The organism is Staphylococcus sp. HMSC068G11 (assembly GCF_001815825.1).
Lineage (GTDB): Bacteria > Bacillota > Bacilli > Staphylococcales > Staphylococcaceae > Staphylococcus > Staphylococcus epidermidis.
In genome coordinates this window covers 188,084-212,099 of sequence record NZ_KV822098.1, presented here as the reverse complement: position 1 = coordinate 212,099, position 24,016 = coordinate 188,084, and the positions used below count along the sequence as shown (strand labels likewise).

General features: G+C 33.5%; 21 protein-coding genes. 19 read left to right on the top strand and 2 right to left on the bottom strand.

Annotated features, from left to right (window positions below; all coding sequences use genetic code 11):
• Positions 1–17 precede the first annotated feature (17 nt).
• From HMPREF3058_RS09160 to HMPREF3058_RS09130, 7 genes are all read left to right on the top strand, one after another.
• Positions 18–1,295 carry a dihydroorotase gene (locus HMPREF3058_RS09160; protein ID WP_002446243.1) on the top strand — a complete coding sequence of 426 codons (1,278 nt, stop codon included), beginning with the start codon at positions 18–20 and terminating at the stop codon, positions 1,293–1,295.
• Positions 1,296–2,396, top strand: a complete 1,101-nt coding sequence (locus tag HMPREF3058_RS09155; RefSeq protein ID WP_002491407.1) for a carbamoyl phosphate synthase small subunit — start codon at positions 1,296–1,298, stop codon at positions 2,394–2,396.
• The gene (gene carB, locus HMPREF3058_RS09150; protein WP_002446245.1) at positions 2,389–5,562 is read left to right on the top strand and encodes a carbamoyl-phosphate synthase large subunit; all 3,174 of its coding nucleotides are present in this window, start codon (positions 2,389–2,391) and stop codon (positions 5,560–5,562) included. Before HMPREF3058_RS09155 ends, carB begins: the two co-directional genes overlap by 8 nt.
• 34 nt (positions 5,563–5,596) lie before the next feature.
• A complete protein-coding gene (gene pyrF / locus HMPREF3058_RS09145) occupies positions 5,597–6,289 on the top strand; it encodes an orotidine-5'-phosphate decarboxylase (RefSeq protein ID WP_002457397.1) in 693 nt (230 codons plus the stop codon).
• Positions 6,290–6,901 (top strand): orotate phosphoribosyltransferase, encoded by a 612-nt coding sequence (gene pyrE / locus HMPREF3058_RS09140; RefSeq protein ID WP_070731375.1) that lies wholly within the window; start codon positions 6,290–6,292, stop codon positions 6,899–6,901.
• A gap of 25 nt (positions 6,902–6,926) precedes the next feature.
• On the top strand, positions 6,927–7,133 hold the full coding sequence (locus HMPREF3058_RS09135) for a hypothetical protein (protein ID WP_002475937.1): 207 nt from the start codon (positions 6,927–6,929) through the stop codon (positions 7,131–7,133).
• A gap of 540 nt (positions 7,134–7,673) precedes the next feature.
• Positions 7,674–8,081, top strand: a complete 408-nt coding sequence (locus HMPREF3058_RS09130) for a VOC family protein (protein WP_002446249.1) — start codon at positions 7,674–7,676, stop codon at positions 8,079–8,081.
• A gap of 62 nt (positions 8,082–8,143) precedes the next feature.
• Here the strand turns inward: HMPREF3058_RS09130 and HMPREF3058_RS09125 are convergent, their stop codons facing one another.
• The gene (locus tag HMPREF3058_RS09125; RefSeq protein ID WP_002486622.1) at positions 8,144–9,841 is read right to left on the bottom strand and encodes an Rqc2 family fibronectin-binding protein; all 1,698 of its coding nucleotides are present in this window, start codon (positions 9,839–9,841) and stop codon (positions 8,144–8,146) included.
• Between the two features lie 269 nt (positions 9,842–10,110).
• Between HMPREF3058_RS09125 and gmk the strand changes: the two genes are divergently transcribed.
• The 4 genes from gmk to priA all read left to right on the top strand — a co-directional run bounded on the left by gmk (position 10,111) and on the right by priA (position 15,092).
• A complete protein-coding gene (gene gmk / locus HMPREF3058_RS09120) occupies positions 10,111–10,734 on the top strand; it encodes a guanylate kinase (protein WP_002446251.1) in 624 nt (207 codons plus the stop codon).
• Entirely contained in the window at positions 10,734–10,946 is a 213-nt protein-coding gene (gene rpoZ / locus HMPREF3058_RS09115) for a DNA-directed RNA polymerase subunit omega (RefSeq protein ID WP_002491402.1), read from the top strand. Before gmk ends, rpoZ begins: the two co-directional genes overlap by 1 nt.
• Positions 10,947–11,484: 538 nt before the next feature.
• Positions 11,485–12,684, top strand: coding sequence for a bifunctional phosphopantothenoylcysteine decarboxylase/phosphopantothenate--cysteine ligase CoaBC (gene coaBC / locus HMPREF3058_RS09110; protein WP_002491373.1), 1,200 nt, complete (start codon positions 11,485–11,487; stop codon positions 12,682–12,684).
• Positions 12,684–15,092 (top strand): primosomal protein N', encoded by a 2,409-nt coding sequence (priA, locus tag HMPREF3058_RS09105; protein WP_002499343.1) that lies wholly within the window; start codon positions 12,684–12,686, stop codon positions 15,090–15,092. Before coaBC ends, priA begins: the two co-directional genes overlap by 1 nt.
• Before the next feature lie 105 nt (positions 15,093–15,197).
• On the opposite strand, the gene HMPREF3058_RS09100 is transcribed toward priA, so the two are convergent.
• A complete protein-coding gene (locus HMPREF3058_RS09100) occupies positions 15,198–15,401 on the bottom strand; it encodes a TM2 domain-containing protein (protein ID WP_001830141.1) in 204 nt (67 codons plus the stop codon).
• A 221-nt stretch (positions 15,402–15,622) separates the two neighbouring features.
• Here HMPREF3058_RS09100 and HMPREF3058_RS09095 point away from each other — a divergent pair, with 221 nt between their 5' ends.
• The 8 genes from HMPREF3058_RS09095 to rpe all read left to right on the top strand — a co-directional run bounded on the left by HMPREF3058_RS09095 (position 15,623) and on the right by rpe (position 24,012).
• Positions 15,623–16,111, top strand: a complete 489-nt coding sequence (locus tag HMPREF3058_RS09095) for a peptide deformylase (protein WP_001830064.1) — start codon at positions 15,623–15,625, stop codon at positions 16,109–16,111.
• Positions 16,104–17,036 (top strand): methionyl-tRNA formyltransferase, encoded by a 933-nt coding sequence (gene fmt / locus HMPREF3058_RS09090; protein WP_002446256.1) that lies wholly within the window; start codon positions 16,104–16,106, stop codon positions 17,034–17,036. Before HMPREF3058_RS09095 ends, fmt begins: the two co-directional genes overlap by 8 nt.
• Complete coding sequence (rsmB, locus tag HMPREF3058_RS09085; RefSeq protein ID WP_002491366.1) at positions 17,033–18,340, top strand: 16S rRNA (cytosine(967)-C(5))-methyltransferase RsmB; 1,308 nt, start codon at positions 17,033–17,035, stop codon at positions 18,338–18,340. Before fmt ends, rsmB begins: the two co-directional genes overlap by 4 nt.
• A gap of 2 nt (positions 18,341–18,342) precedes the next feature.
• A complete protein-coding gene (gene rlmN / locus HMPREF3058_RS09080; RefSeq protein WP_002446258.1) occupies positions 18,343–19,437 on the top strand; it encodes a dual-specificity RNA methyltransferase RlmN in 1,095 nt (364 codons plus the stop codon).
• A 6-nt stretch (positions 19,438–19,443) separates the two neighbouring features.
• Positions 19,444–20,187, top strand: a complete 744-nt coding sequence (locus tag HMPREF3058_RS09075) for a Stp1/IreP family PP2C-type Ser/Thr phosphatase (protein WP_002446259.1) — start codon at positions 19,444–19,446, stop codon at positions 20,185–20,187.
• Positions 20,184–22,184: a Stk1 family PASTA domain-containing Ser/Thr kinase gene (gene pknB / locus HMPREF3058_RS09070; RefSeq protein ID WP_002499341.1), complete on the top strand. Its 2,001-nt coding sequence runs from the start codon at positions 20,184–20,186 to the stop codon at positions 22,182–22,184. The genes HMPREF3058_RS09075 and pknB overlap by 4 nt, the downstream gene beginning before the upstream one ends.
• 307 nt (positions 22,185–22,491) lie before the next feature.
• Positions 22,492–23,367, top strand: coding sequence for a ribosome small subunit-dependent GTPase A (gene rsgA, locus HMPREF3058_RS09065; protein WP_002491385.1), 876 nt, complete (start codon positions 22,492–22,494; stop codon positions 23,365–23,367).
• On the top strand, positions 23,368–24,012 hold the full coding sequence (rpe, locus tag HMPREF3058_RS09060; protein WP_002446262.1) for a ribulose-phosphate 3-epimerase: 645 nt from the start codon (positions 23,368–23,370) through the stop codon (positions 24,010–24,012).
• Positions 24,013–24,016: the final 4 nt, after the last annotated feature.

The window sequence follows — 24,016 nt, the reverse complement described above, 5'->3', positions numbered from 1 at the left end:
AAAGGGGTTAATTCTACATGAAATTAATTAAAAACGGAAAAATCTTAAAAAACGGTATCCTAAAAGACACAGAAATATTAATCGATGGTAAACGCATTAAACAAATTAGTAGTAAGATAAATGCTTCATCTTCAAATATTGAAGTTATTGATGCAAAAGGAAATTTAATTGCTCCAGGTTTTGTAGATGTTCATGTGCACCTACGTGAACCAGGTGGTGAACATAAAGAAACAATAGAAAGTGGTACAAAAGCCGCTGCAAGAGGTGGTTTTACTACAGTATGTCCTATGCCTAATACAAGACCTGTGCCAGATACAGTTGAACATGTTAGAGAATTAAGACAAAGAATTTCTGAAACAGCACAAGTTAGAGTGTTGCCTTATGCTGCTATTACTAAGAGACAAGCAGGTACAGAACTTGTTGATTTTGAAAAATTAGCACTAGAAGGTGTGTTTGCATTTACAGACGATGGTGTGGGTGTTCAAACAGCAAGTATGATGTATGCTGCTATGAAGCAAGCTGCAAAAGTTAAAAAACCGATTGTTGCACACTGCGAAGATAATAGCTTAATCTATGGTGGTGCAATGCATAAAGGTAAACGTAGTGAAGAATTAGGCATACCTGGTATTCCAAATATTGCTGAATCTGTACAAATTGCTAGAGATGTACTATTAGCTGAAGCAACTGGTTGTCACTATCATGTGTGCCATGTTTCAACTAAGGAAAGTGTTCGAGTAATCAGAGACGCTAAAAAAGCTGGTATCCATGTAACAGCAGAAGTTACACCACATCATTTATTATTAACTGAAAATGATGTTCCTGGTGATGATTCAAACTACAAAATGAATCCACCATTAAGAAGTAATGAAGATAGAGAAGCACTTTTAGAAGGCTTATTAGATGGAACAATTGATTGTATTGCAACGGATCATGCACCTCACGCTAAAGAAGAAAAAGAACAACCTATGACAAAAGCACCTTTCGGCATCGTAGGTAGTGAAACAGCATTCCCATTACTTTATACACACTTTGTAAGACGAGGTAATTGGTCACTGCAACAATTAGTTGATTATTTCACTATTAAACCAGCTACTATTTTTAACTTAAATTATGGAAAATTACACAAAGATAGTTATGCTGATTTAACAATTATTGATCTAAATACTGAAAAAGAAATCAAAAGTGAAGATTTCTTATCTAAAGCTGATAACACTCCATTTATTGGTGAAAAAGTTTATGGAAATCCAACACTAACAATGCTTAAAGGTGAAGTAGTATTCGAGGAGGAAAAGTAGATGCTTGAAAAACGTTATCTTGTACTGGAAGATGGCTCTTATTATGAAGGATATCGCTTAGGGTCAGATGACTTATCTATAGGCGAAATTGTATTCAACACTGCTATGACGGGGTACCAAGAAACAATCTCTGACCCGTCTTACACAGGTCAAATCATAACTTTTACGTACCCACTAATTGGAAACTATGGTATCAATCGCGATGATTTTGAATCATTAACACCTAAATTAAATGGGGTAGTAGTAAAGGAAGCAAGTACACATCCTAGTAACTTTAGACACCAAAAAACTTTACACGACACACTTGCTCAATATCATATTCCTGGTATATCAGGTGTAGATACTAGAAGCATTACTCGTAAAATTAGAAATCATGGTGTTTTGAGAGCTGGATTTACAGATAATAAAGATAACATTCAGGAACTTGTTGAACAGTTGAAAACTGCTGAATTACCTAGAGATGAAGTTCAAACGGTTTCTACAAAAACACCATATGTATCAACAGGTTCCGATTTAAGTGTCGTTTTACTCGACTTTGGTAAAAAGCAAAATATCGTTCGTGAATTAAATTTACGTGGTTGCAACGTCACAGTTGTACCATATGATACGTCAGCTGAAGAGATTTTAAGCATGTCTCCAGATGGTGTCATGCTATCAAACGGCCCTGGTGATCCAGACGAAGTTGACGTGGCTTTAGATATGATCAGAGGCATATTAGGAAAGATACCATTCTTTGGTATCTGCCTTGGTCATCAACTTTTTGCATTATCGCAAGGCGCAACTTCATTCAAAATGAAATTTGGACATCGTGGTGCGAACCATCCCGTTAAAGATTTAAGAACAGGTAAAATAGATATCACGAGCCAAAATCACGGCTATTCTATTGATCGTGACTCGCTTAAAAATACTGACCTTGAAGTTACACACATTGCTTTAAACGATGGTACTGTTGAAGGACTAAGACATAAAGAACTTCCAGCGTTTTCAGTCCAATACCATCCTGAAGCAAGACCAGGTCCAAGTGATTCTAATTACTTATTTGATGAGTTCATAACAATGATGAAGGATTTCAAAGAAAAGGAGCGTCAAATCAATGCCTAAAAGAGATGATATTCAGACAATTTTAGTAGTCGGTTCAGGCCCAATTATTATTGGACAAGCTGCAGAATTTGACTATGCAGGAACACAAGCTTGTCTAGCATTAAAAGAAGAAGGCTACAGAGTTATTTTAGTTAATTCTAATCCTGCAACAATAATGACAGATAAAGAAATTGCCGATAAGGTGTACATAGAACCATTAACGCACGATTTTATTGCTCGTATTATTAGAAAAGAACAACCAGATGCATTATTACCTACTTTAGGTGGTCAAACTGGGTTGAACATGGCGATTCAACTTCATGATAGTGGCGTGTTAGAAGCTAATAATGTAAAGTTGTTGGGGACAGAGCTAGAGTCTATTCAACAAGCAGAAGATCGTGAAATGTTTAGAACATTAATGAATGATTTAAATGTACCTGTACCAGAAAGCGATATCGTTAATACAGTAGAACAAGCATTTGAATTTAAAGAACAAGTTGGATATCCGTTAATTGTACGTCCTGCATTTACGATGGGGGGTACTGGCGGTGGTATTTGCCATAATGATGCTGAATTAAAAGAAGTTGTTAGTAATGGTTTGCATTATAGCCCTGCTACACAATGTTTAATAGAAAAATCAATTGCAGGTTATAAAGAAATTGAATATGAAGTTATGCGTGATAAAAATGATAACGCCATCGTAGTATGTAATATGGAGAACATAGATCCTGTAGGCATTCATACTGGAGATTCAATCGTTGTTGCACCGAGTCAAACACTATCAGATGTAGAATATCAAATGCTACGAGACGTATCCTTAAAGGTAATTCGTGCTTTAGGTATTGAAGGTGGATGTAATGTGCAACTAGCACTTGACCCGCATTCATTGAATTATTACATCATTGAGGTCAACCCACGTGTGTCTCGTTCATCAGCTTTAGCTTCCAAAGCAACGGGTTATCCTATTGCAAAATTAGCCGCTAAGATTGCCGTAGGTTTAACACTAGATGAAATGCTTAACCCTATTACAGGAACCTCATATGCTGCATTTGAACCCACTTTAGACTATGTTATTTCTAAAATTCCACGTTTCCCATTCGATAAATTCGAAAAAGGTGAACGTGAACTTGGAACTCAAATGAAAGCGACAGGCGAAGTCATGGCAATCGGTCGTACATATGAAGAATCTTTACTGAAAGCCATTCGCTCACTTGAATATGGTGTTCATCATTTAGGTTTACCAAATGGAGAAAGTTATGAATTAGATTACATTAAAGAGCGTATCGGACATCAAGATGATGAAAGATTGTTCTTTATCGGAGAAGCAATTCGTAGAGGAACATCTCTTGAAGAACTTCATAATATGACAAAAATTGACTATTTCTTCCTAAATAAGTTCCAAAACATTATTGATATTGAGCATGAACTTAAAAATCATCAAGGCGATTTAGAGTATTTAAAATACGCTAAAGATTATGGGTTTAGTGACAAAGTGATTGCTCATCGATGGGATATGGAAGAAAAAGATATATATGAACTACGTATGAGTCAAAATATTAAACCAGTTTATAAAATGGTTGATACATGTGCAGCTGAATTTGAATCCACAACGCCGTACTATTATGGTACGTATGAAGATGAAAATGAATCTATAGTAACTGATAAAGAGAAAATTCTAGTACTAGGTTCAGGACCAATTAGAATTGGCCAAGGTGTTGAATTCGATTATGCAACTGTACATGCAGTATGGGCGATTCAAAATGCTGGTTACGAAGCTATTATTGTGAATAATAATCCGGAGACTGTATCTACTGACTTTTCAATTTCTGACAAATTATATTTTGAACCACTTACAGAAGAAGATGTCATGAATATCATTAACTTAGAACAACCTAAAGGTGTTGTAGTACAATTTGGTGGTCAAACAGCAATAAACTTAGCCGATAAATTAGCACAGCATGGTGTTAAAATTCTTGGAACATCATTAGAAGATTTAAATCGAGCTGAGGATAGAAAAGAATTTGAAGCGCTATTACGTGAAATATCTGTACCTCAGCCACAAGGGAAAACTGCTACATCACCTAAAGAAGCTCTTAAAAATGCAAGAGAAATAGGTTATCCGGTTGTAGTTCGTCCTTCATACGTGCTTGGTGGTCGTGCAATGGAGATTGTTGATAATGATCAAGAGCTTGAAAATTATATGACTCAAGCTGTTAAAGCAAGTCCAGAACATCCTGTATTGGTAGACCGCTATTTAACAGGAAAAGAGATAGAAGTGGATGCTATTTCAGATGGGGAGACTGTCGTGATTCCAGGAATTATGGAACATATAGAGCGTGCAGGTGTTCACAGTGGAGATTCTATTGCAGTTTATCCGCCACAAACACTGACTCAAGACGAAATTAATACACTTGAAGACTACACAATTAAATTAGCAAAAGGTTTAAATATTAAAGGTCTTATTAACATTCAATTTGTCATAGCTCACGACGGTGTCTATGTGTTAGAAGTTAATCCGCGCTCAAGCCGTACGGTACCATTCTTAAGTAAAATTACTGATATTCAAATGGCTCAATTAGCGATGCGTGCAATTATGGGTGAAACGCTTGCTGAAATGGGGTACAAGCAAGGTATCCAACCTTATTCTGAAGGCGTATATGTTAAAGCACCCGTATTTAGTTTTAATAAATTAAAAAATGTAGATATTACGCTTGGACCAGAGATGAAGTCTACAGGTGAAGTTATGGGTAAAGACCTTACACTTGAAAAAGCGCTATACAAAGGTCTCACTGGTAGCGGATTTGAAGTGAAAGATCATGGTACAGTATTGATGACTGTAAGTGATAAAGATAAAGATGAAATAGTCAAGATTGCACATCGATTAAATGAAATAGGCTACAAAATATTAGCGACTCGTGGAACAGCACAAAAGTTAAAAGATCATAATATTCCAGTTGAGGTCGTAGGTAAAATCGGTGGCGAGGATGATCTACTGACACGAATTCAAAATGGAGAAGTGCAAATTGTCATTAATACTATGACAAAAGGAAAAGAAATCGAACGAGATGGTTTCCAAATTCGACGTACAACAGTTGAAAATGGTGTGCCTTGTTTAACATCATTAGATACTGCCAGTGCTTTAACAAATGTCATTGAAAGCATGACGTTTACTATGAGAAATGTATAATCTTAATGATAGAAGTTAAAAGGAGAAGATGAGTGTGAGAAATCTACCCATTATAGCATTAGATTTTAAATCAGCAGACGAGGTTCATACATTTTTAAATAAGTTTAATGAACCGTTATGCGTCAAAATTGGGATGGAGTTATTTTATCAAACAGGGCCAGCTTTAATTAAATCCATTAAAAAAAGAGGTCATGATATCTTTTTAGATTTAAAATTACATGACATACCTAATACTGTGAGCAAAGCAATGGAAGGCTTAGCACGTTTAGACATTGATTTAGTCAATGTTCATGCTGCCGGTGGTATTAAAATGATGGAAGAAGCTAAAAAAGGGTTAAGAAAACATAATGCTGATATTAAAATCATTGCAGTTACTCAATTAACTTCAACTACTGAAAGACAATTACATGAAGAACAAAATATTCAAACCTCTATAGAGGAGGCAGTTCTAAATTATGCGCGTCTTACTAAAAAAGCTGGATTAGACGGTGTCGTATGTTCTCCTCTTGAGGCTAAGATGATTTCTAAAGAACTAGGTTCTGACTTTTTAAAAGTGACACCAGGTATTCGCCCGAAAGGCGCAGCTCGTAATGATCAACAACGAATTACAACACCTGAGGAAGCTAAAACTTTGGGGTCAACACATATCGTAGTAGGTCGACCTATCACTCAAAGTGAGCATCCAATTGACAGTTATCATAAAATAAAAGAAAGTTGGTTAAGTTAAATGGCTAAAAATATTGCTAAAGCATTATTAGACATAGAGGCAGTTTCATTATCTCCAAATGATTTATTTACTTGGAGCTCAGGAATTAAATCGCCTATTTATTGTGATAATCGAATAACTTTAGGGTACCCTGAAGTGCGTAATGCGATTAGAGATGGGTTAATTCAATTAATTACAGAACATTTTTCTAACGTTGAAATTATCTCGGGTACGGCCACTGCTGGTATCCCTCATGCAGCTTACATTTCAGAAAAAATGGAATTACCTATGAATTACGTTAGATCAAAAAGTAAAAGCCATGGTAAACAAAACCAAATAGAAGGTGCAAAAAGCGAGAATAATAATGTCGTTGTAGTCGAGGATTTAATTTCTACTGGAGGTTCTTCGATTACAGCTGTCGAAGCATTGGAAGAAGCGGGAGCTAATGTGCTTGGAGTCGTTGCTATATTCACATATGGTCTTGCAAAAGCAGACGAGACATTTAATAAGGCTCATATTCCGTTTTATACTTTAAGTGATTATAATGAGCTTATAGAAGTTGCGAAAGATGAAGGTAAAATCTCTTTAAATGACATCCAAACATTAGTTGATTGGCGAGATAACTTATCGTAATATATGAATGGTGAGGGGGCGTCTAATGGAACAAAACAATGATAATAATCATCTTTATACTTTAATAAAACATTGTAATGAGTTTCTTTATAGACGAGATGATTATAGAATTCCATCTTATTCTCAATCAGACCATTCTAGTAAAGAAAATATTTCAAAAACAATGAATGATGAAGTATTTAAACATTCAATTGAAATTTTTAAACGTGCCAAGAAAAATTTAAATCATTAACTATAAATCGATATTGTAAAAACACTCCAAAAGTGATGAATCAATTAACTTTTGGAGTGTTTTTTATGAATTAACTGCGAAATCATAGTAAATTTTTTATTAAAAAGTCAGAATGAATTGTGGAAATAAGCTGAGAAGAAAAATCACGAGAGTATTCTAATTCATCGTACAATTGTACTTTACCTTCAATGCATATTTGAAATAATTATATTCAAATCAAGAAATTCTACACGCATCATTTACGATAAAACAAAGGTTATAATAATTTCCCAAAATTAACGTATAAACATCTTAGTCATTAGCCATCCTATTAATAGAACTAATGCAAATATTAATAATGGCACACCATAATGTATGAGCATAACAACGCCTCCAATCTTAATCGAACTATCAATCAAATTAAGAATCAAACTATATTAAAGTTCTAATTTTTTAGATCCTATATAACTACATTCTACAATGAAAGGATATACATGTTAAAATAATAAGTAAGATTGATTTTTAAATAACAAGAATACGATATAAAAGAGGGAGTAGCATATGGACATACCAAAAATTACGACGTTTTTAATGTTTAATGATGAAGCTGAAGAAGCAATTCAATTATACACAAGTTTATTTGAAGATAGTGAAATTATTACAATGGTGAAGTATGGCGAAGAAGGACCGGGCACGCCTGGCTCAGTGCAACACTCCATCTTTACGTTAAATGGCCAAGTATTTATGGCGATAGATGCAAATAGTGGGGAAGAGTTGCCTATGAATCCAGCAATGTCACTATATGTCACTGTTAAGGATACTATGGAGATGGAACGTTTATTTAATGGTTTGAAAAGTGAGGGTGCCATTTTAATGCCTAAAACAGAGATGCCACCATTTAGAGAGTTTGCATGGGTTCAAGATAAATTTGGCGTGAGTTTTCAACTTGCTTTACCAGAAAACAAATAGATTAAAAAGGACAGCAGAATGTTGAATGATATGTGCATTCAATTCTGCTGTCTTTTTTTATGTTATGATTCTTTCATTTGTTGAATATGATCATAATCAGGTGTTGCAAATAGGGTCTTTTGGTTGTCATATGTCACGAATCCAGGTTTTGCCCCAGAAGGTTTATGAACGTGTCTAATTTCTGTATAATCTACAGGAATTTGAGCTGAACTACCAGCTTTAGAGAAATACCCAGCTAGCATTGCCGCTTCTTTAATCGTTGTTTCGCTTGGACTCTCATTGAGTATGACAACATGAGATCCTGGAATATCTTTTGTATGGAACCATAAATGATTTTTATGTGCCTTTTTATTGGTAAGATAATCATTTTGTTTATTATTTTTACCTACTAAAATCGTATCCCCATCAGTAGAATGATACGTTTGAAGTTGAATTTTAGACTGCTTTTTCTTTTTACTTTGTTTTCTTTGCTTCATGAATCCCTGTTCAGCAAGTTCATCGCGAATATCATCGATATCATCTACGGTAATGTGCTTTAACTGTTGCTCAATATTATCAAAGTAATCAATATTCTCTTTAGTCAGTTTAATCTGATGAGTCAATTCGTGCTCTCGTGTTTTCATACGGTTATATTGTTTATAATAGTATTGAGCGTTAGTTGATGGCGATTTTGTAGGGTTAAGTGGAATCTTTACTTCTTCACCAGTATAGTAATTCAACGCTATAACAGAATCGTCACCTTGTTGAATACGATATATATTAGCTGTGATCAACTCTCCATATAATTGCTGAGTTTCTTTGTTTTTAGCACTTTCATACTCATCGATAAGTTTACTCAATTTATTTTGTTGTTTTTGCAGTTGCTGTTGTACAAATCTGACTAAATCATTTGCACGTTGTTTTACTCTTTCTCTCTCACCACGTGCATCATAAAAGCGATCCAATAGTTCATGAAGTGAATGATACTCAACTATATCATCATAGAATTGATTAAGTTTCATGAAATAGAAATCCTCTTTACCTGTTTCATGATTTTTATGAAAGACAGGAGTAGATGCCGATTTGGTTTCGGCCATGACTTCATCAAAAGCATCAGGTAATGTTTCTTGAGTCATAAATTGACGACGATTCACAATTTCATTAGCGATTAGTGGACTAAAGCCCTCACATATATTAAGTAATTGCTTGGCAATCTTTCCAGCATTAAAGTCAATATATTTTAATACCTCTTGCCCTGTTAATTCATAAGGATTGATTTTATTTTGATTTGGTGGTGCTTCATATTTGAAGCCAGGCATAACGGTTCTGTACTGATTTGTGTTAGGAGTTAGATGTTTAAACCCTTCGATGATTTTACGTTGATCATCGACAAGGATAAGGTTACTATGTTTACCCATTATTTCCAATATAATAGTTCTATATATTGTATCACCAATTTCATCTTTACTTTCGATATCAATCTCTATACGTCTATCGTTACCAACCTGTCGAATTGCTTTTATGAAGCCTCCCTCAAGGTGTTTACGGAAAACTCTTGCAAACATTGGTGGTGTAAATGGATTGTCGTATTTCTTAGTAGTTAATTGTAAACGAGAGAAACTAGGATGAATCGATAGAAGTAGTTGATGATTTTTACGATTTTGTCTAACTACAATAATTATTGTGTCATTTTCTGGTTGATTTATTTTATGAATTCGGCCTGAGACTAAACCCTGTAATGATTCAATCATTTTTTTAGTAAATAAGCCATCATATGCCATAATTATCTGCCACCTTATACTTTTTCATTCATCATATTGTAACATGCGTAAAGTGAGAGGTCATGATTAAAGACTGTAAATTATTTTAAAGTTGAATATTCTTAATTTTTAAAGCAATTTATAAAGGTGAAATGAAGTGCATAAAAATTTTAAAAATATGACGAAATAAGATGAATTTGACTCTATAACAAAGTACGGCTATACATATATCGTAGCAATATGATATTATATTTAAATAATAGAAGAATAGCTTAGAGAGGTCGTAAGGCATGGATAAGGAAAAAGGACTGTTAATTGTTCTTTCAGGCCCTTCAGGTGTTGGAAAGGGAACTGTTAGAAAAAAGATATTTGAAGACCCAACTACTTCATATAAGTATTCTATATCAATGACAACACGTCATATGCGTGAAGGTGAAATTGATGGTGTAGATTACTTCTTCAAAACAAAGGAAGAATTTGAGGCGTTAATTAAAGATGACCAGTTTATTGAGTATGCACAATATGTAGGTAATTATTATGGTACACCTGTACAATATGTAAAGGATACTATGGAAGAAGGTCATGACGTCTTTTTAGAAATCGAAGTTGAAGGTGCTAAGCAAGTAAGAAAGAAATTTCCAGATGCTTTGTTCATATTTTTAGCGCCTCCAAGTTTAGATGACTTGAGAGAACGTCTTGTTGGTAGAGGAACTGAATCAGATGAAAAGATTCAAAGCCGTGTGAACGAGGCGCGAAAAGAAGTAGAAATGATGAATTTATACGACTACGTTGTAGTTAACGACGAGGTTGAACTCGCTAAGAATCGAATTCAGTCAATTGTTGAAGCTGAGCATTTAAAAAGAGAGCGAATCGAAGCTAAATATAGAAAAATGTTACTGGAGGTCAAAAAATAATGTTAAATCCACCGTTAAACCAACTTACTGCAAAGGTGAATTCAAAATATCTTATTGCCACTACGGCGGCTAAAAGAGCACGTGAATTAGATGAAAGACGCGAAACAGCGCTTTTAGATAAGTACCAATCAGCTAAACCTGTTGGAAAAGCTTTAGAAGAAATTGCTGATGGTAAAATAGAACCTGTTGTACCGAAAGAATATTTAGGATAAAGTTTTATTTATATTGGTAGAGCCTGGGACATAAAAATTGTCCTAGGTTTTTTAATTACTAGTAACATACAAAATAGTTGAATAGCGCTTAAAACAAGCTTGAAATCTGACTAAAATTCTTTGTCCAACTTGAAAGTTACATTTAGTAATAGTCACTTTTTTAATTTAATGATTAATTTGTGTATAATAATTATAAATATGTCGTCAATGAATCTGAAACATAAATGACTAGTTTTAGCCATTAAATCTCTTCGCAGTAGATTGACTACCCTGAAAATATACTTAAAATAAAACGTGTCAGGGTCTGAGTTTCTGTTATGAAAATTTTGTTAGATTCTCTATTTAAGGTCATATTGCGACAGGGTGGGATAATGAATTTATTATGAATTCTATTCCGCTCTCTTTTTACGAAGGATGCGCTTTTGCATAGCCAAAGTTGCCTTTAAATTTGATAATTAATAGATAACACATAACTAAATTATTCCGTTCCATTTCTAATTTAGGCGTATCGATAAAGTATTAAAGGAGAATATAAATAATGAAACATATTTTATTAGCTGTTACAGGCGGTATCGCAGCATATAAAGCAATTGATTTAACAAGTAAATTAATACAATACGGCTATGATGTAAGAGTTATGCTATCTGATCATGCTCAAGAGTTTGTTACTCCACTAGCTTTTCAAGCAATCAGTAGAAATCCTGTTTACACAAATACATTTAAAGAAGAAAATCCTGAAGAGATTCAACATGTATCATTAGGAGACTGGGCAGATGCGATTATAGTCGCGCCAGCAACTGCTAATACTATCGCAAAATTAAGTGTTGGAATTGCTGATGATTTAATTACTTCTACATTACTTGCTACAACAACACCAAAATTCGTTGCACCCGCAATGAATGTAAATATGTATAACAATCCGCGTACTAAGCATAATATGAAAGTGCTAAGTCAAGACGGATATTATTTTATTGAACCTGGTAGTGGCTATTTAGCATGCGGTTATGTAGCAAAAGGACGAATGGAAGAACCCATGCAAATCCTATCTGTTATTAATAAATTTTTTACTCAACAGGAAAATGTTGTAAAAAGCTCTTTTTCCGGAAAGCACGCATTAGTTACCGCTGGGCCTACAGTTGAAGTTATTGATCCAGTTCGATACGTATCAAATCGTTCATCAGGAAAAATGGGATATGCTATAGCTGAAGCATTACGAGATAAGGGGGCAATCGTAACTTTAATTAGTGGTCCTACCCACTTATCTCTACCGGAAGGGATTAATGTTGTTAAAATTGAGAGTGCAGAGGATATGTTTCAAGCTGTAACCGAACGCTTTGCGAAACAAGATATAGTGATTAAAGCAGCGGCGGTGTCTGACTATACACCAATGGACATACTTGAACATAAATTAAAAAAACAAGAAGGAGGATTATCTGTTCAATTTAAGCGTACTAAGGATATTTTAAAATACTTAGGAGAAAATAAAACGCACCAATATCTTGTTGGTTTTGCTGCTGAAACACAAAATATTGAACAGTATGCTCTAGACAAACTCAAAAGAAAAAATGCAGATGTTATCATTTCGAACAATGTAGGTGATACATCAATAGGCTTTAGTTCAGATGACAATGAATTAACTATGCATTTTAAAAATAATGAAAAAGTAAATATTAAGAAAGGGAAAAAATCAGCTTTAGCACATCAAATTATAGAAATTTTAGAAACTAGGTGGCAGTAATGATTGCAAAAGTAATTGTTGATATTCCGTCGAAAAGTGTCGATTTTAAATTTGATTATATTGTTCCTAAAAATTTAGAACGTGTGATTCAAATAGGCGTTCGTGTTGTGGTACCTTTTGGTCCTAGAACTATACAAGGATACGTCATGAATATTCAACAAGAACCAGATGGAAATATGGATATATCAAAACTAAAAGAAATAAAAGAAGTGCGTGATATTAAACCTGAATTAACATCCGAACTGATTCAATTAAGCGAATGGATGAGCCATTATCATGTGATGAAACGTATTTCTGTTTTAGAAGCGATGTTGCCAAGTGCCATTAAAGCAAAGTATAAGAAAGCTTTTTCAATCATCGATACAAAAAATATATTTTCAAAAACCAGAGCGCTATTTAACAATGACGGTTATTACTTATATAAAGAAGCTCAGCAAAACAATGATTTAGAAGAAATGTTGACTTTGTTAAATCAAGGATTGATTGAAGAGATCACGATACTTTCTCAAAACACAAAAAAGAAAACTCAAAAAGCTGTTGGCGTAGTTAATACGTTGAATGGTGATGAAGTACTTGCAAAACTCGAGAAATATACAAAACAATATGATTTGTATGCATTTTTATTAGAAGAGTCTCATCGAACAGTGTTTTTAAAAGAAATCAATGATATGGGTTTCTCTCACTCGAGTTTAGATTCTTTAATCAAAAAAGGTTATATTGAAAAATATACCGCCGAGGTTTTTAGAGATCCTTATGCAAATCGTATATTTGAACAAGAACAAAAGAGGATATTAACTAAAGAACAGCAAGATGCATTTGAAGCTATTAAACATTATATTCATGATGAAAAAGAAAGAACATTTTTATTACACGGAGTCACAGGTTCAGGTAAAACCGAAGTCTATCTTCAAACAATAGAGGAAGTTCTTAATAAAGGTAAAGAAGCCATGATGTTAGTGCCGGAAATCGCCTTAACACCTCAGATGGTGCTAAGATTTAAACGTCGATTTGGAGATGATGTAGCGGTATTACATTCCGGACTTTCAAAAGGTGAACGTTATGATGAGTGGCAAAAAATTAGAGACGGTCGAGCTCGAGTGAGTGTAGGTGCTCGTTCAAGTATTTTCGCACCGTTTAAAAATTTAGGCATCATTATTATTGATGAAGAACATGAATCTACATATAAACAAGAAGATTATCCCAGATATCATGCGCGTGATATTGCACAATGGAGAAGTCAATTTCATCATTGTCCTGTCGTTTTAGGTAGCGCAACACCTAGCCTTGAATCATATGCTAGAGCAGAAAAAAATGTTTATGAATTGTTGTCATTGCCACATAGAGTCAATCAACAAGCGTTACCGCATATTGATATTATAGATATGAGAGAAGAATTGAGTGAAGGTAACCGTTCCATGTTTTCTATAGCACTAAGACAAGCGATACAAGAACGGTTGGATAAAAAAGAACAAATAGTACTATTCTTAAATAGAAGGGGATATGCTTCATTTATGTTATGCAGAGATTGTGGATACGTTCCCCAATGCCCCCATTGTGATATTTCGTTAACATATCATAAAACAACCGATCAATTAAAATGTCATTACTGTGGTTATCAAGAAAATCCACCTTCTCGATGTCCAAATTGTGAAAGTGATCATATCAGACAAGTCGGAACTGGAACGCAACGTGTAGAAGAATTATTACAACAAGAATTCCCTCAAGCTCGTATTATAAGGATGGATGTTGATACAACTTCAAGAAAAGGTGCACATGAGAAATTGTTAAATGACTTTGAAGCAGGAAAAGGAGATATCTTATTAGGTACGCAAATGATTGCTAAAGGTTTGGATTATCCTAACATTACTCTAGTTGGTGTGCTCAATGCTGACACTATGTTAAATTTACCTGACTTTCGTGCCAGTGAACGAACATACCAACTTTTAACTCAGGTATCTGGACGCGCAGGTCGTCATGAAAAAGAAGGCCAAGTTATCATACAAACGTACAATCCTGATCATTATTCAATAAAGGATGTGAAATTAAACGATTATCTCTCTTTTTATCAAAAAGAAATGAATTATCGAAAATTAGGAAAATATCCACCTTACTATTTCTTGATTAACTTTACCATTTCACATACAGATATAAAAAAGGTCATGGTGGCTTCTAAGCATATTCATCAAATTTTAGTACAGCACTTAAGTGAAAAAGCATTCGTGCTAGGTCCTTCACCAGCAGCACTAGCAAGAATTAACAATGAATATCGTTTTCAAATACTAGTAAAATATAAGAGTGAGCCTCAATTACATCAAGCGTTACAATATTTAGATGATTATTATCATGATCAATATGTAAAGGATAAACTATCATTAAAAATTGATATTAATCCACAAATGATGATGTGAATGAAATGTCAAACATCAAAAAGCCTCAAAATCCATCACTTTAGATGTTTTTTGAGGCTGTTCTTATAAATCAAACTAAGTGCGCCATATGGATATTCAATTGATTTACATTCTAACATTCCCGTTAGCATCGGCAGGTTTGAATAATGTTAAAACTGCACTAATAATTGCTAACACATGCGGGATAGCAGTCCAACAAAATAGAATATGCAATAATCCTTGAATTGGTTTGCCAGCATAAAATTTATGGATGCCAAAACTACCAAGAAAAACTGCTAATAAAATATAAATGACTTTATTAACTTCCATTTATATCAACTCCTTTAGCATAATGCTTTATATATCTTACATTTCTTATTTTATAATTTAATCAAAATTACGCAATTATTTTACTTTATAACTTTGATATTTCATTCTAAAGTATGAGGTGAACGAAGAGGAGATAATGATATAAGCTTACTTTGAAAGGTCGCAATTTCATACTAAGTAAGTTATAATGATATGATGAATTTTAATGAGGAGCCTAAGTGATGACTGTAAAGAAATTAGTAAAATCAACACATCCTATTTTGAATAAAACGATTCAACCTGTAAGCACGTATGATCAAAAACTAAAAGTGTTATTGGAAGATTTGGAAGATACATTATATCATGAGGAAGCCGCTGCAATTAGTGCACCTCAAATTGGAGTAGATCAAAGTGTTGCACTCATCGATATGGAACAAGAAGGGTTATTACAACTTATTAATCCTGTTGTTAAAAGTCAATCTCAAGAGACTGTTTCTGATTTAGAAGGCTCAATCAGTTTACCTCATATATATGGAGAAGTTAAACGTAGCAAAATGATCACTGTACAAAGCTATGATATCAATGGAAATGCAGTTGAATTAACTGCATATGATGATATTGCACGCATGATTTTACATATGATTGATCATCTTAATGGAATTCAATTTACCAAAAGAGCACATCATATATTAAATGAAACTGAAGTGGAGGCGTATTTTGACAATGAGTAAAATCATTTTTATGGGAACACCTGATTTTTCAACGAAAGTTTTAGAGATGTTAATTGCTGAGCATGAAGTTATCGCTGTAGTGACACAACCTGATAGACCAGTGGGACGTAAGAAAGTGATGACACCACCACCAGTAAAAAGAGTAGCTACAAAACATCAAATACCGGTATACCAGCCTGAAAAACTTAAAGATTCTCAAGAATTAGACGTGTTACTTTCTTTAGAATCAGATTTAATAGTAACGGCTGCGTTCGGTCAACTATTACCAGAGTCATTACTCAATGCACCTAAATTAGGAGCTATTAACGTCCATGCATCATTGCTACCTAAGTATAGAGGAGGAGCACCTATACATCAGGCTATCATTGATGGCGAGGAAGAAACTGGAATCACGATTATGTATATGGTTAAAAAACTTGATGCAGGTAATATCATCTCGCAACAATCAATTCGTATTGAAGAAGAAGATAATGTTGGTACAATGCATGATAAATTAAGCTTTTTAGGTGCCGAATTATTAAAGAAGACACTTCCTAGTATCATTGATAATACCAATGACAGCATCCCCCAAGATGATGCACTTGCAACATTTGCATCTAATATTCGTCGTGAAGACGAGAGAATTGATTGGAATATGAGTGCACAAGCAATTCATAACCATATTAGAGGACTGTCTCCTTGGCCAGTAGCTTATACAACTATGAACGAAAAGAATCTCAAATTATTTAGCGCTTTCATTGTGAAAGGGAAAAAAGGTAATCCAGGAACAATTATTGAAGCTACTAAGCATGAACTCATCATAGCTACTGGTTCTGATGATGCAATCGCACTTACTGAGATTCAACCTGCAGGAAAAAAACGTATGAAAGTTACTGATTATTTAAGTGGTGTACAAGAGTCGTTAGTTGGGAAAGTTCTATTATGATGAAATCAGTACGAACATATGCATTAGAAACAATCAATGACGTCTTAAATAAAGGTGCTTATAGTAATTTAAAAATTAATGAGGTTCTATCTACAAATAACATTAATACAGTAGATAAAAATTTGTTCACAGAATTAGTATATGGAACACTAAAAAGAAAATACACGTTAGATTATCTACTTAAGCCTTTTATCAAAACTAAAATCAAATCATGGGTACGACAATTACTGTGGATGAGTTTATATCAATATTTATATTTAGATAAAATACCTAACCATGCTATTATTCATGAAGCGGTAGATATAGCAAAGAAACGCGGTGGCTATCACACAGGGAATATAGTTAATGGTATATTACGAACAGTAATGCGCACTGAATTACCAAGCTTTGAAGATATAGATGATACTAAAAAAAGAATTGCAATTCAATATAGTCTTCCCAAATGGATTGTTGATCATTGGGTGACGCATTTTGGAATAGAAAAAACTGAAAAAATTGCACAATCTTTTTTAGAGCCTGTGGCTACAACCGTGCGTGCCAATATATCTCGTGGTTCTATTGATTCAATTATCTCTAAGTTAGAACAGGAAGGTTACCAGGTTAAAAAAGACGATATGTTACCATTTTGTCTTCATATATCAGGCTTGCCTGTGGTTAATTCAAACGCTTTTAAAGAAGGTTATATCTCTATTCAAGATAAAAGTTCAATGATGGTAGCTTATGTAATGAACCTAGGGCGTGATGACAAAGTTTTAGATGCGTGCAGCGCACCTGGTGGTAAAGCTTGTCATATGGCAGAAATTCTGTCACCAGAAGGTCACGTCGATGCAACAGATATTCATGAACATAAAATAAATCTTATTAAACAAAATATTAAAAAATTGAAATTGAATAATATCAAGGCTTTTCAACATGATGCCACAGAAGTATACGATAAAATGTATGATAAGATTCTTGTTGATGCACCGTGTAGTGGTTTAGGTGTTCTTAGACACAAACCTGAAATTAAATATAGTCAATCACAAAATAGTATTAAGTCTTTAGTAGAATTACAATTACAAATTTTAGAAAATGTTAAAGATAATATTAAACCTGGTGGTACAATAGTGTATTCAACATGTACAATAGAACAAATGGAAAACGAAAATGTCATCTATACTTTTTTAAAGAGACATAAAGATTTTGAATTTGAACCAATCCAAAATCCAGTAACTGGTGAACAAGTTAAAACGTTACAGATACTTCCACAAGATTTTAATTCTGATGGATTCTTTATTAGCAAGATAAAAAGAAAGGAAAGTTAGAAATGATAACTGCAGAAAAAAAGAAGAAAAACAAATTCTTGCCTAATTTCGAAAAACAATCAATCTACTCCTTAAGGTATGACGAGATGCAACAATGGCTTATTGATCATGGACAACAAAAATTTAGAGCAAAACAAATTTTTGAATGGTTATACCAAAAGCGTGTAAATACTATTGATGAAATGACTAACCTGTCTAAAGAGTTACGTCAAATTCTTAAAGATCATTTTGCAATGACGACATTGACCACTGTTGTTAAACAAGAAAGCAAAGATGGAACAATCAAGTTTTTATTTGAATTACAAGATGGTTATACTATTGAAACTGTTTTAATGAGACATGAATATGGAAATTCTGTCTGTGTTACAACACAAGTAGGATGTAGAATTGGTTGTACGTTTTGTGCTTCTACTTTGGGCGGATTAAAGCGTAATTTAGAAGCAGGAGAGATTGTCTCCCAAGTATTAACTGTACAAAAGGCACTAGACGAAACGAATGAGCGTGTATCACAAATTGTCATTATGGGCATAGGTGAACCTTTCGAGAATTACGATGAAATGATGGATTTCTTAAGAATTGTTAATGATGATAACAGTTTAAATATTGGTGCACGTCATATTACTGTATCTACATCAGGAATTATTCCAAGAATTTATGATTTTGCCGAAGAAGATATACAAATAAATTTTGCTGTGAGTCTTCATGGTGCTAAAGACGAAATAAGATCAAGATTAATGCCTATCAATCGTGCTTATAATGTTGATAAGTTAATGGAAGCTATTCGTTATTATCAAGAAAAGACAAATCGCCGTGTTACTTTTGAATATGGATTATTTGGTGGTGTTAATGACCAACTTGAACATGCGAGGGATTTGGCACATTTAATTAAGGATCTCAATTGCCACGTTAATTTAATACCAGTTAACCATGTCCCTGAAAGAAATTATGTAAAGACACCAAAAGATGATATTTTTAAATTCGAGAAGGAATTAAAGAGATTAGGAATTAATGCTACAATTAGACGTGAGCAAGGGTCAGATATTGATGCTGCATGTGGACAATTAAGAGCGAAGGAACGACAAGTAGAAACGAGGTAAAGACATATGTTAAACGCACAATTTTTCACTGATACTGGGCAACATCGTGAGAAAAACGAGGACGCTGGCGGTATATTTTACAATCAAACACAGCAACAAATGCTAGTATTATGCGATGGCATGGGTGGACATCAAGCTGGAGAAATAGCTAGTCAGTTTGTCACTTATGAACTTCAAAAGCGTTTTGAAGAAGAAAATCTAATTGAAATAAATCGTGCTGAATCGTGGTTGCGTTCGAACATTAAAGAAATCAATTTTCAGCTGTACAACTATGCTCAAGAAAATGAAGAGTACAGAGGTATGGGTACAACGCTCGTTTGTGCCATCATTTATGATAAACAAGTTGTTGTAGCAAATGTAGGAGATTCGCGCGCTTATGTAATTAATCAGAGACAGATGGATCAAATTACGAGCGACCATTCATTTGTTAATCACTTAGTAATGACGGGGCAAATTACTAAAGATGAAGCATTTCATCATCCACAACGTAATATTATTACTAAAGTCATGGGAACAGATAAACGTGTTTCTCCAGATTTGTTTATCAAGAGAACTCATTTTTATGATTATCTTCTTTTGAACTCTGACGGACTTACTGATTATGTCAGAGATTATGAAATCCAAGAATTACTAAGTTCAAATAGTTCATTAGACGTACATGGTAATGAGTTATTGGACTTAGCGCTTGCTCATGATTCAAAAGATAATGTCAGCTTTATCCTTTTAAAGTTAGAAGGTGATAAAGTATGATAGGTAAAGTCATAAATGAACGCTATACTATAACCGATAAACTCGGTGGTGGTGGGATGAGTATTGTCTACTTAGCTGAAGATTCAATACTTAACAGAAAAGTTGCTATTAAAGCGATTTCGATTCCTCCAAGTGAAAAAGAAGAGACATTTAAACGTTTTGAAAGAGAAGTACATAATTCTTCTCAACTTTCTCATGAGAATATAGTCAGTATGATTGATGTAGATGAGGAAGATGATTGTTTTTATATTGTTATGGAATACATAGAAGGTCCTACTTTAGCGGAATATATACACAGTCATGGTCCACTTAGTGTAGAAACTGCTATTCAGTTTACAGAACAAATTTTGAGTGGAATCAAACATGCGCATGACATGAGAATTGTTCATCGAGATATTAAACCACAGAATATATTAATTGATAAGAATAAAAAATTACAAATTTTTGATTTTGGTATTGCTAAAGCATTGAGTGAAACGTCGCTGACTCAAACGAATCATGTTCTAGGAACCGTTCAATATTTATCACCTGAACAGGCTAAAGGCGAAGCTACTGATGAAAGTACTGACATATATTCAATTGGTATTGTATTATATGAGATGTTAGTTGGAGAGCCACCATTCAATGGAGAGACTGCAGTGAGTATTGCTATAAAGCATATTCAAGATAGCATCCCAAATATTACAACGGATAAAAGAGATGATGTACCTCAATCATTGAGTAATGTCGTTTTACGTGCAACAGAGAAAGATAAATATCATCGCTATCATACTGTTCAAGAAATGTGTGACGATTTAACAAGTGCGTTACATGAGAATCGTTTGAATGAAGAAAAATACGAACTAGATAAAACTAAAACTGTACCACTCACTAAAGATGATTTGAATCATAAAATCTATGATGAACAAAATCAAAATGACCTTAATAAAACCATGCAAATACCTATTGTTAATGATTCAATAAAACAACAAGAATTTCAATCGTCTGAACCACGTTATTATCAAAAAAGCGACAAAAAACGTTCTAAAATGAAAATTGCAATTTTATCAATCATTTTTGTAATATTATTAATTGGTTTATTTTCTTTTGTAGCTATGGCTGTTTTTGGAAATAAATATGAAGAAATGCCTGATCTTAAAGGGAAAACTGAAAAACAAGCTGAAAAGGTATTAGATAGTCATCATCTAAAAGTAGGTGACATATCAAGAAATTATAGTGATAAATATCCTGAAAACCAAATTATTAAAACAAATCCAGATAGTGGAGAACGCGTCGAACAAGGGGATAGAGTTGATATCGTTCTATCCAAAGGACCAGAGAAGGTTAAGATGCCAAATGTTTTAGGTATGTCGAAAAATGATGCGCTAAAAAAATTAAAGGCTATCGGATTTAAAGATATTCACGTTGAGCAAGCTTATAGTCAAACATATGAAAAAGGATTAATTTCTGAACAAAGTGTTGTAGCTAATAGTGAAGTTTCCGTTAATAATCATCATATTACAATTTATGAATCATTAGGTGTTCGACAAGTATATGTCAACAATTATGAAAATAAGTCATATGAGTCAGCAAAAAAAGAACTTGAAGATAAAGGATTTAAAGTTCAAGTGACAAAAGAAAACAACGATGATGTTGAAAAAGGTAATGTCATTTCTCAATCTCCAAAGGATAAAACTGTTGATGAAGGTTCTACTATACTATTAGTAGTTTCTAAAGGAGAAAAGTCTGATGAAGATGATGATGAGGACAAGGATACAACGACTAAAAATGAGACTGTTAAAGTACCGTATACCGGTAAAAAAAATAAAAGTCAAAAAGTAGAAGTATTTATTCGTGATATTGATAACAAAGGTGATTCAGCAGTTCAAACGTTTAATATTAAAAGTGATAAGACAATTAATATTCCTTTAAGAATTAAAAAAGGAAGTGACGCTGGCTACACCATAAGAGTTGATAATAAAATTGTAGCTGATAAAGATGTGAGCTATGATGGCTAAATGAGTAACAACTAATGGGAAGTAGATAATAAATTTGTAGTGTAACTTTTCAATGATGATTATAATAGAGATAATTTTGAATGATTATCTAATTAAAATGAAAAATCCTTAAAAAAGATGAAGAGTCTGTACATATGAATACATATGTTGCAGGCTCGTTTTATTAATGTGAGACAATTTGTCTTTAAAAATTTATTGAAAACAATATACTAGTAAGTAAATAATGAGCTTGAATTGAGTTGTTATATTATAAGTACTAGTATTTTGATATAATATGAATAATAAAACATAAATGAGAGGTGTCTTTTTGAAGACTGGTCGAATCGTTAAACTAGTCAGTGGTGTGTATCAAGTAGATGTAGAAGGTGAGAGATTTGATACCAAACCACGTGGTTTATTCAGAAAAAAGAAGTTTTCACCTGTGGTGGGCGATATCGTAGATTTTGAAGTTCAAAATACGAAAGAGGGCTATATTCATCATGTACATGACCGAAATAATGAACTAAAACGACCACCAGTAAGTAATATTGACGAGTTAGTGATAGTAATGAGTGCAGTCGAGCCTGAATTTTCAACACAATTATTAGATCGCTATTTAGTGATTGCTCATTCTTATCATCTCAAACCTAGAATTTTAATCACTAAACATGATTTAGCTTCTGAACAAGAAATTCTAAAAATCAAAGATACAATAAAAATATATCAAAAAATAGGATATGCTACGCAGTTTATTGGAAAAGATAGTAATTATACTGCTACTGTTGATGAATGGTCTGACGGTTTAATAGTATTAAGTGGCCAATCTGGAGTGGGGAAATCTACTTTTTTAAATAGTTATCAGCCTCAGTTGAAATTAGAAACAAATGATATTTCTAAGTCATTAAATAGGGGTAAACACACTACAAGACATGTCGAATTATACGATAGAAAAGGTGGTTACATCGCTGATACACCGGGGTTTAGCGCGTTAGATTTTAATCATATTGAAAAAGAGCAACTAAAAGATTTTTTTATAGATATTCATGAAGCAGGAGAGCAATGTAAGTTTCGTAATTGTAATCATATAAAAGAACCACAGTGTCATGTTAAGACACTCGTTGAAAAAGGAGAAATTCCACAATTTAGATATGATCATTATCAGCAATTATATAATGAAATTTCCAATAGAAAGGTTCGATACTAAATGGTTAAAATTTTACCATCACTTTTATCTATAGATTTTTTAAATTTAAAAGAAGAACTTCAATTGTTAGAAGCAGCCAAGGTAGACGGATTACACTTTGATGTGATGGACGGTAAATTTGTCCCTAATATTTCAATTGGTATTCCAATATTGGATGCTGTTAGACAACAATCTCATTTGCCAATAGATGTTCATTTAATGATTGAACAACCTGAAAATTATATTAATCTTTTTGCTGAACATGGTGCTGATATGATTTCAGTCCATGTTGAGGCGACAACACATATACATAGGGCAATTGAACAAATTAAACAATTAGGGAAAAAAGCAGGTGTCGTCATCAATCCCGGAACATCTGTAGAAACAATTTTACCTATATTGAGTATTGTTGATTATGTTTTAGTAATGACTGTAAATCCTGGTTTTGGCGGACAAACATTCATAGAACAATGCGTGACTAAGATTGAGCAATTAAATCAACTCAAACATGAAAATCATTTAACTTTTGATATTGAGGTAGATGGAGGAATTAACGATCAAACGAGTAAACGATGTGTAGAACAGGGTGCTACAATGTTAGTCACTGGTTCATACTTCTTTAAACAAGAGGATTATGCAAAAGTAACATCTTTATTAAAGGAATGATAAT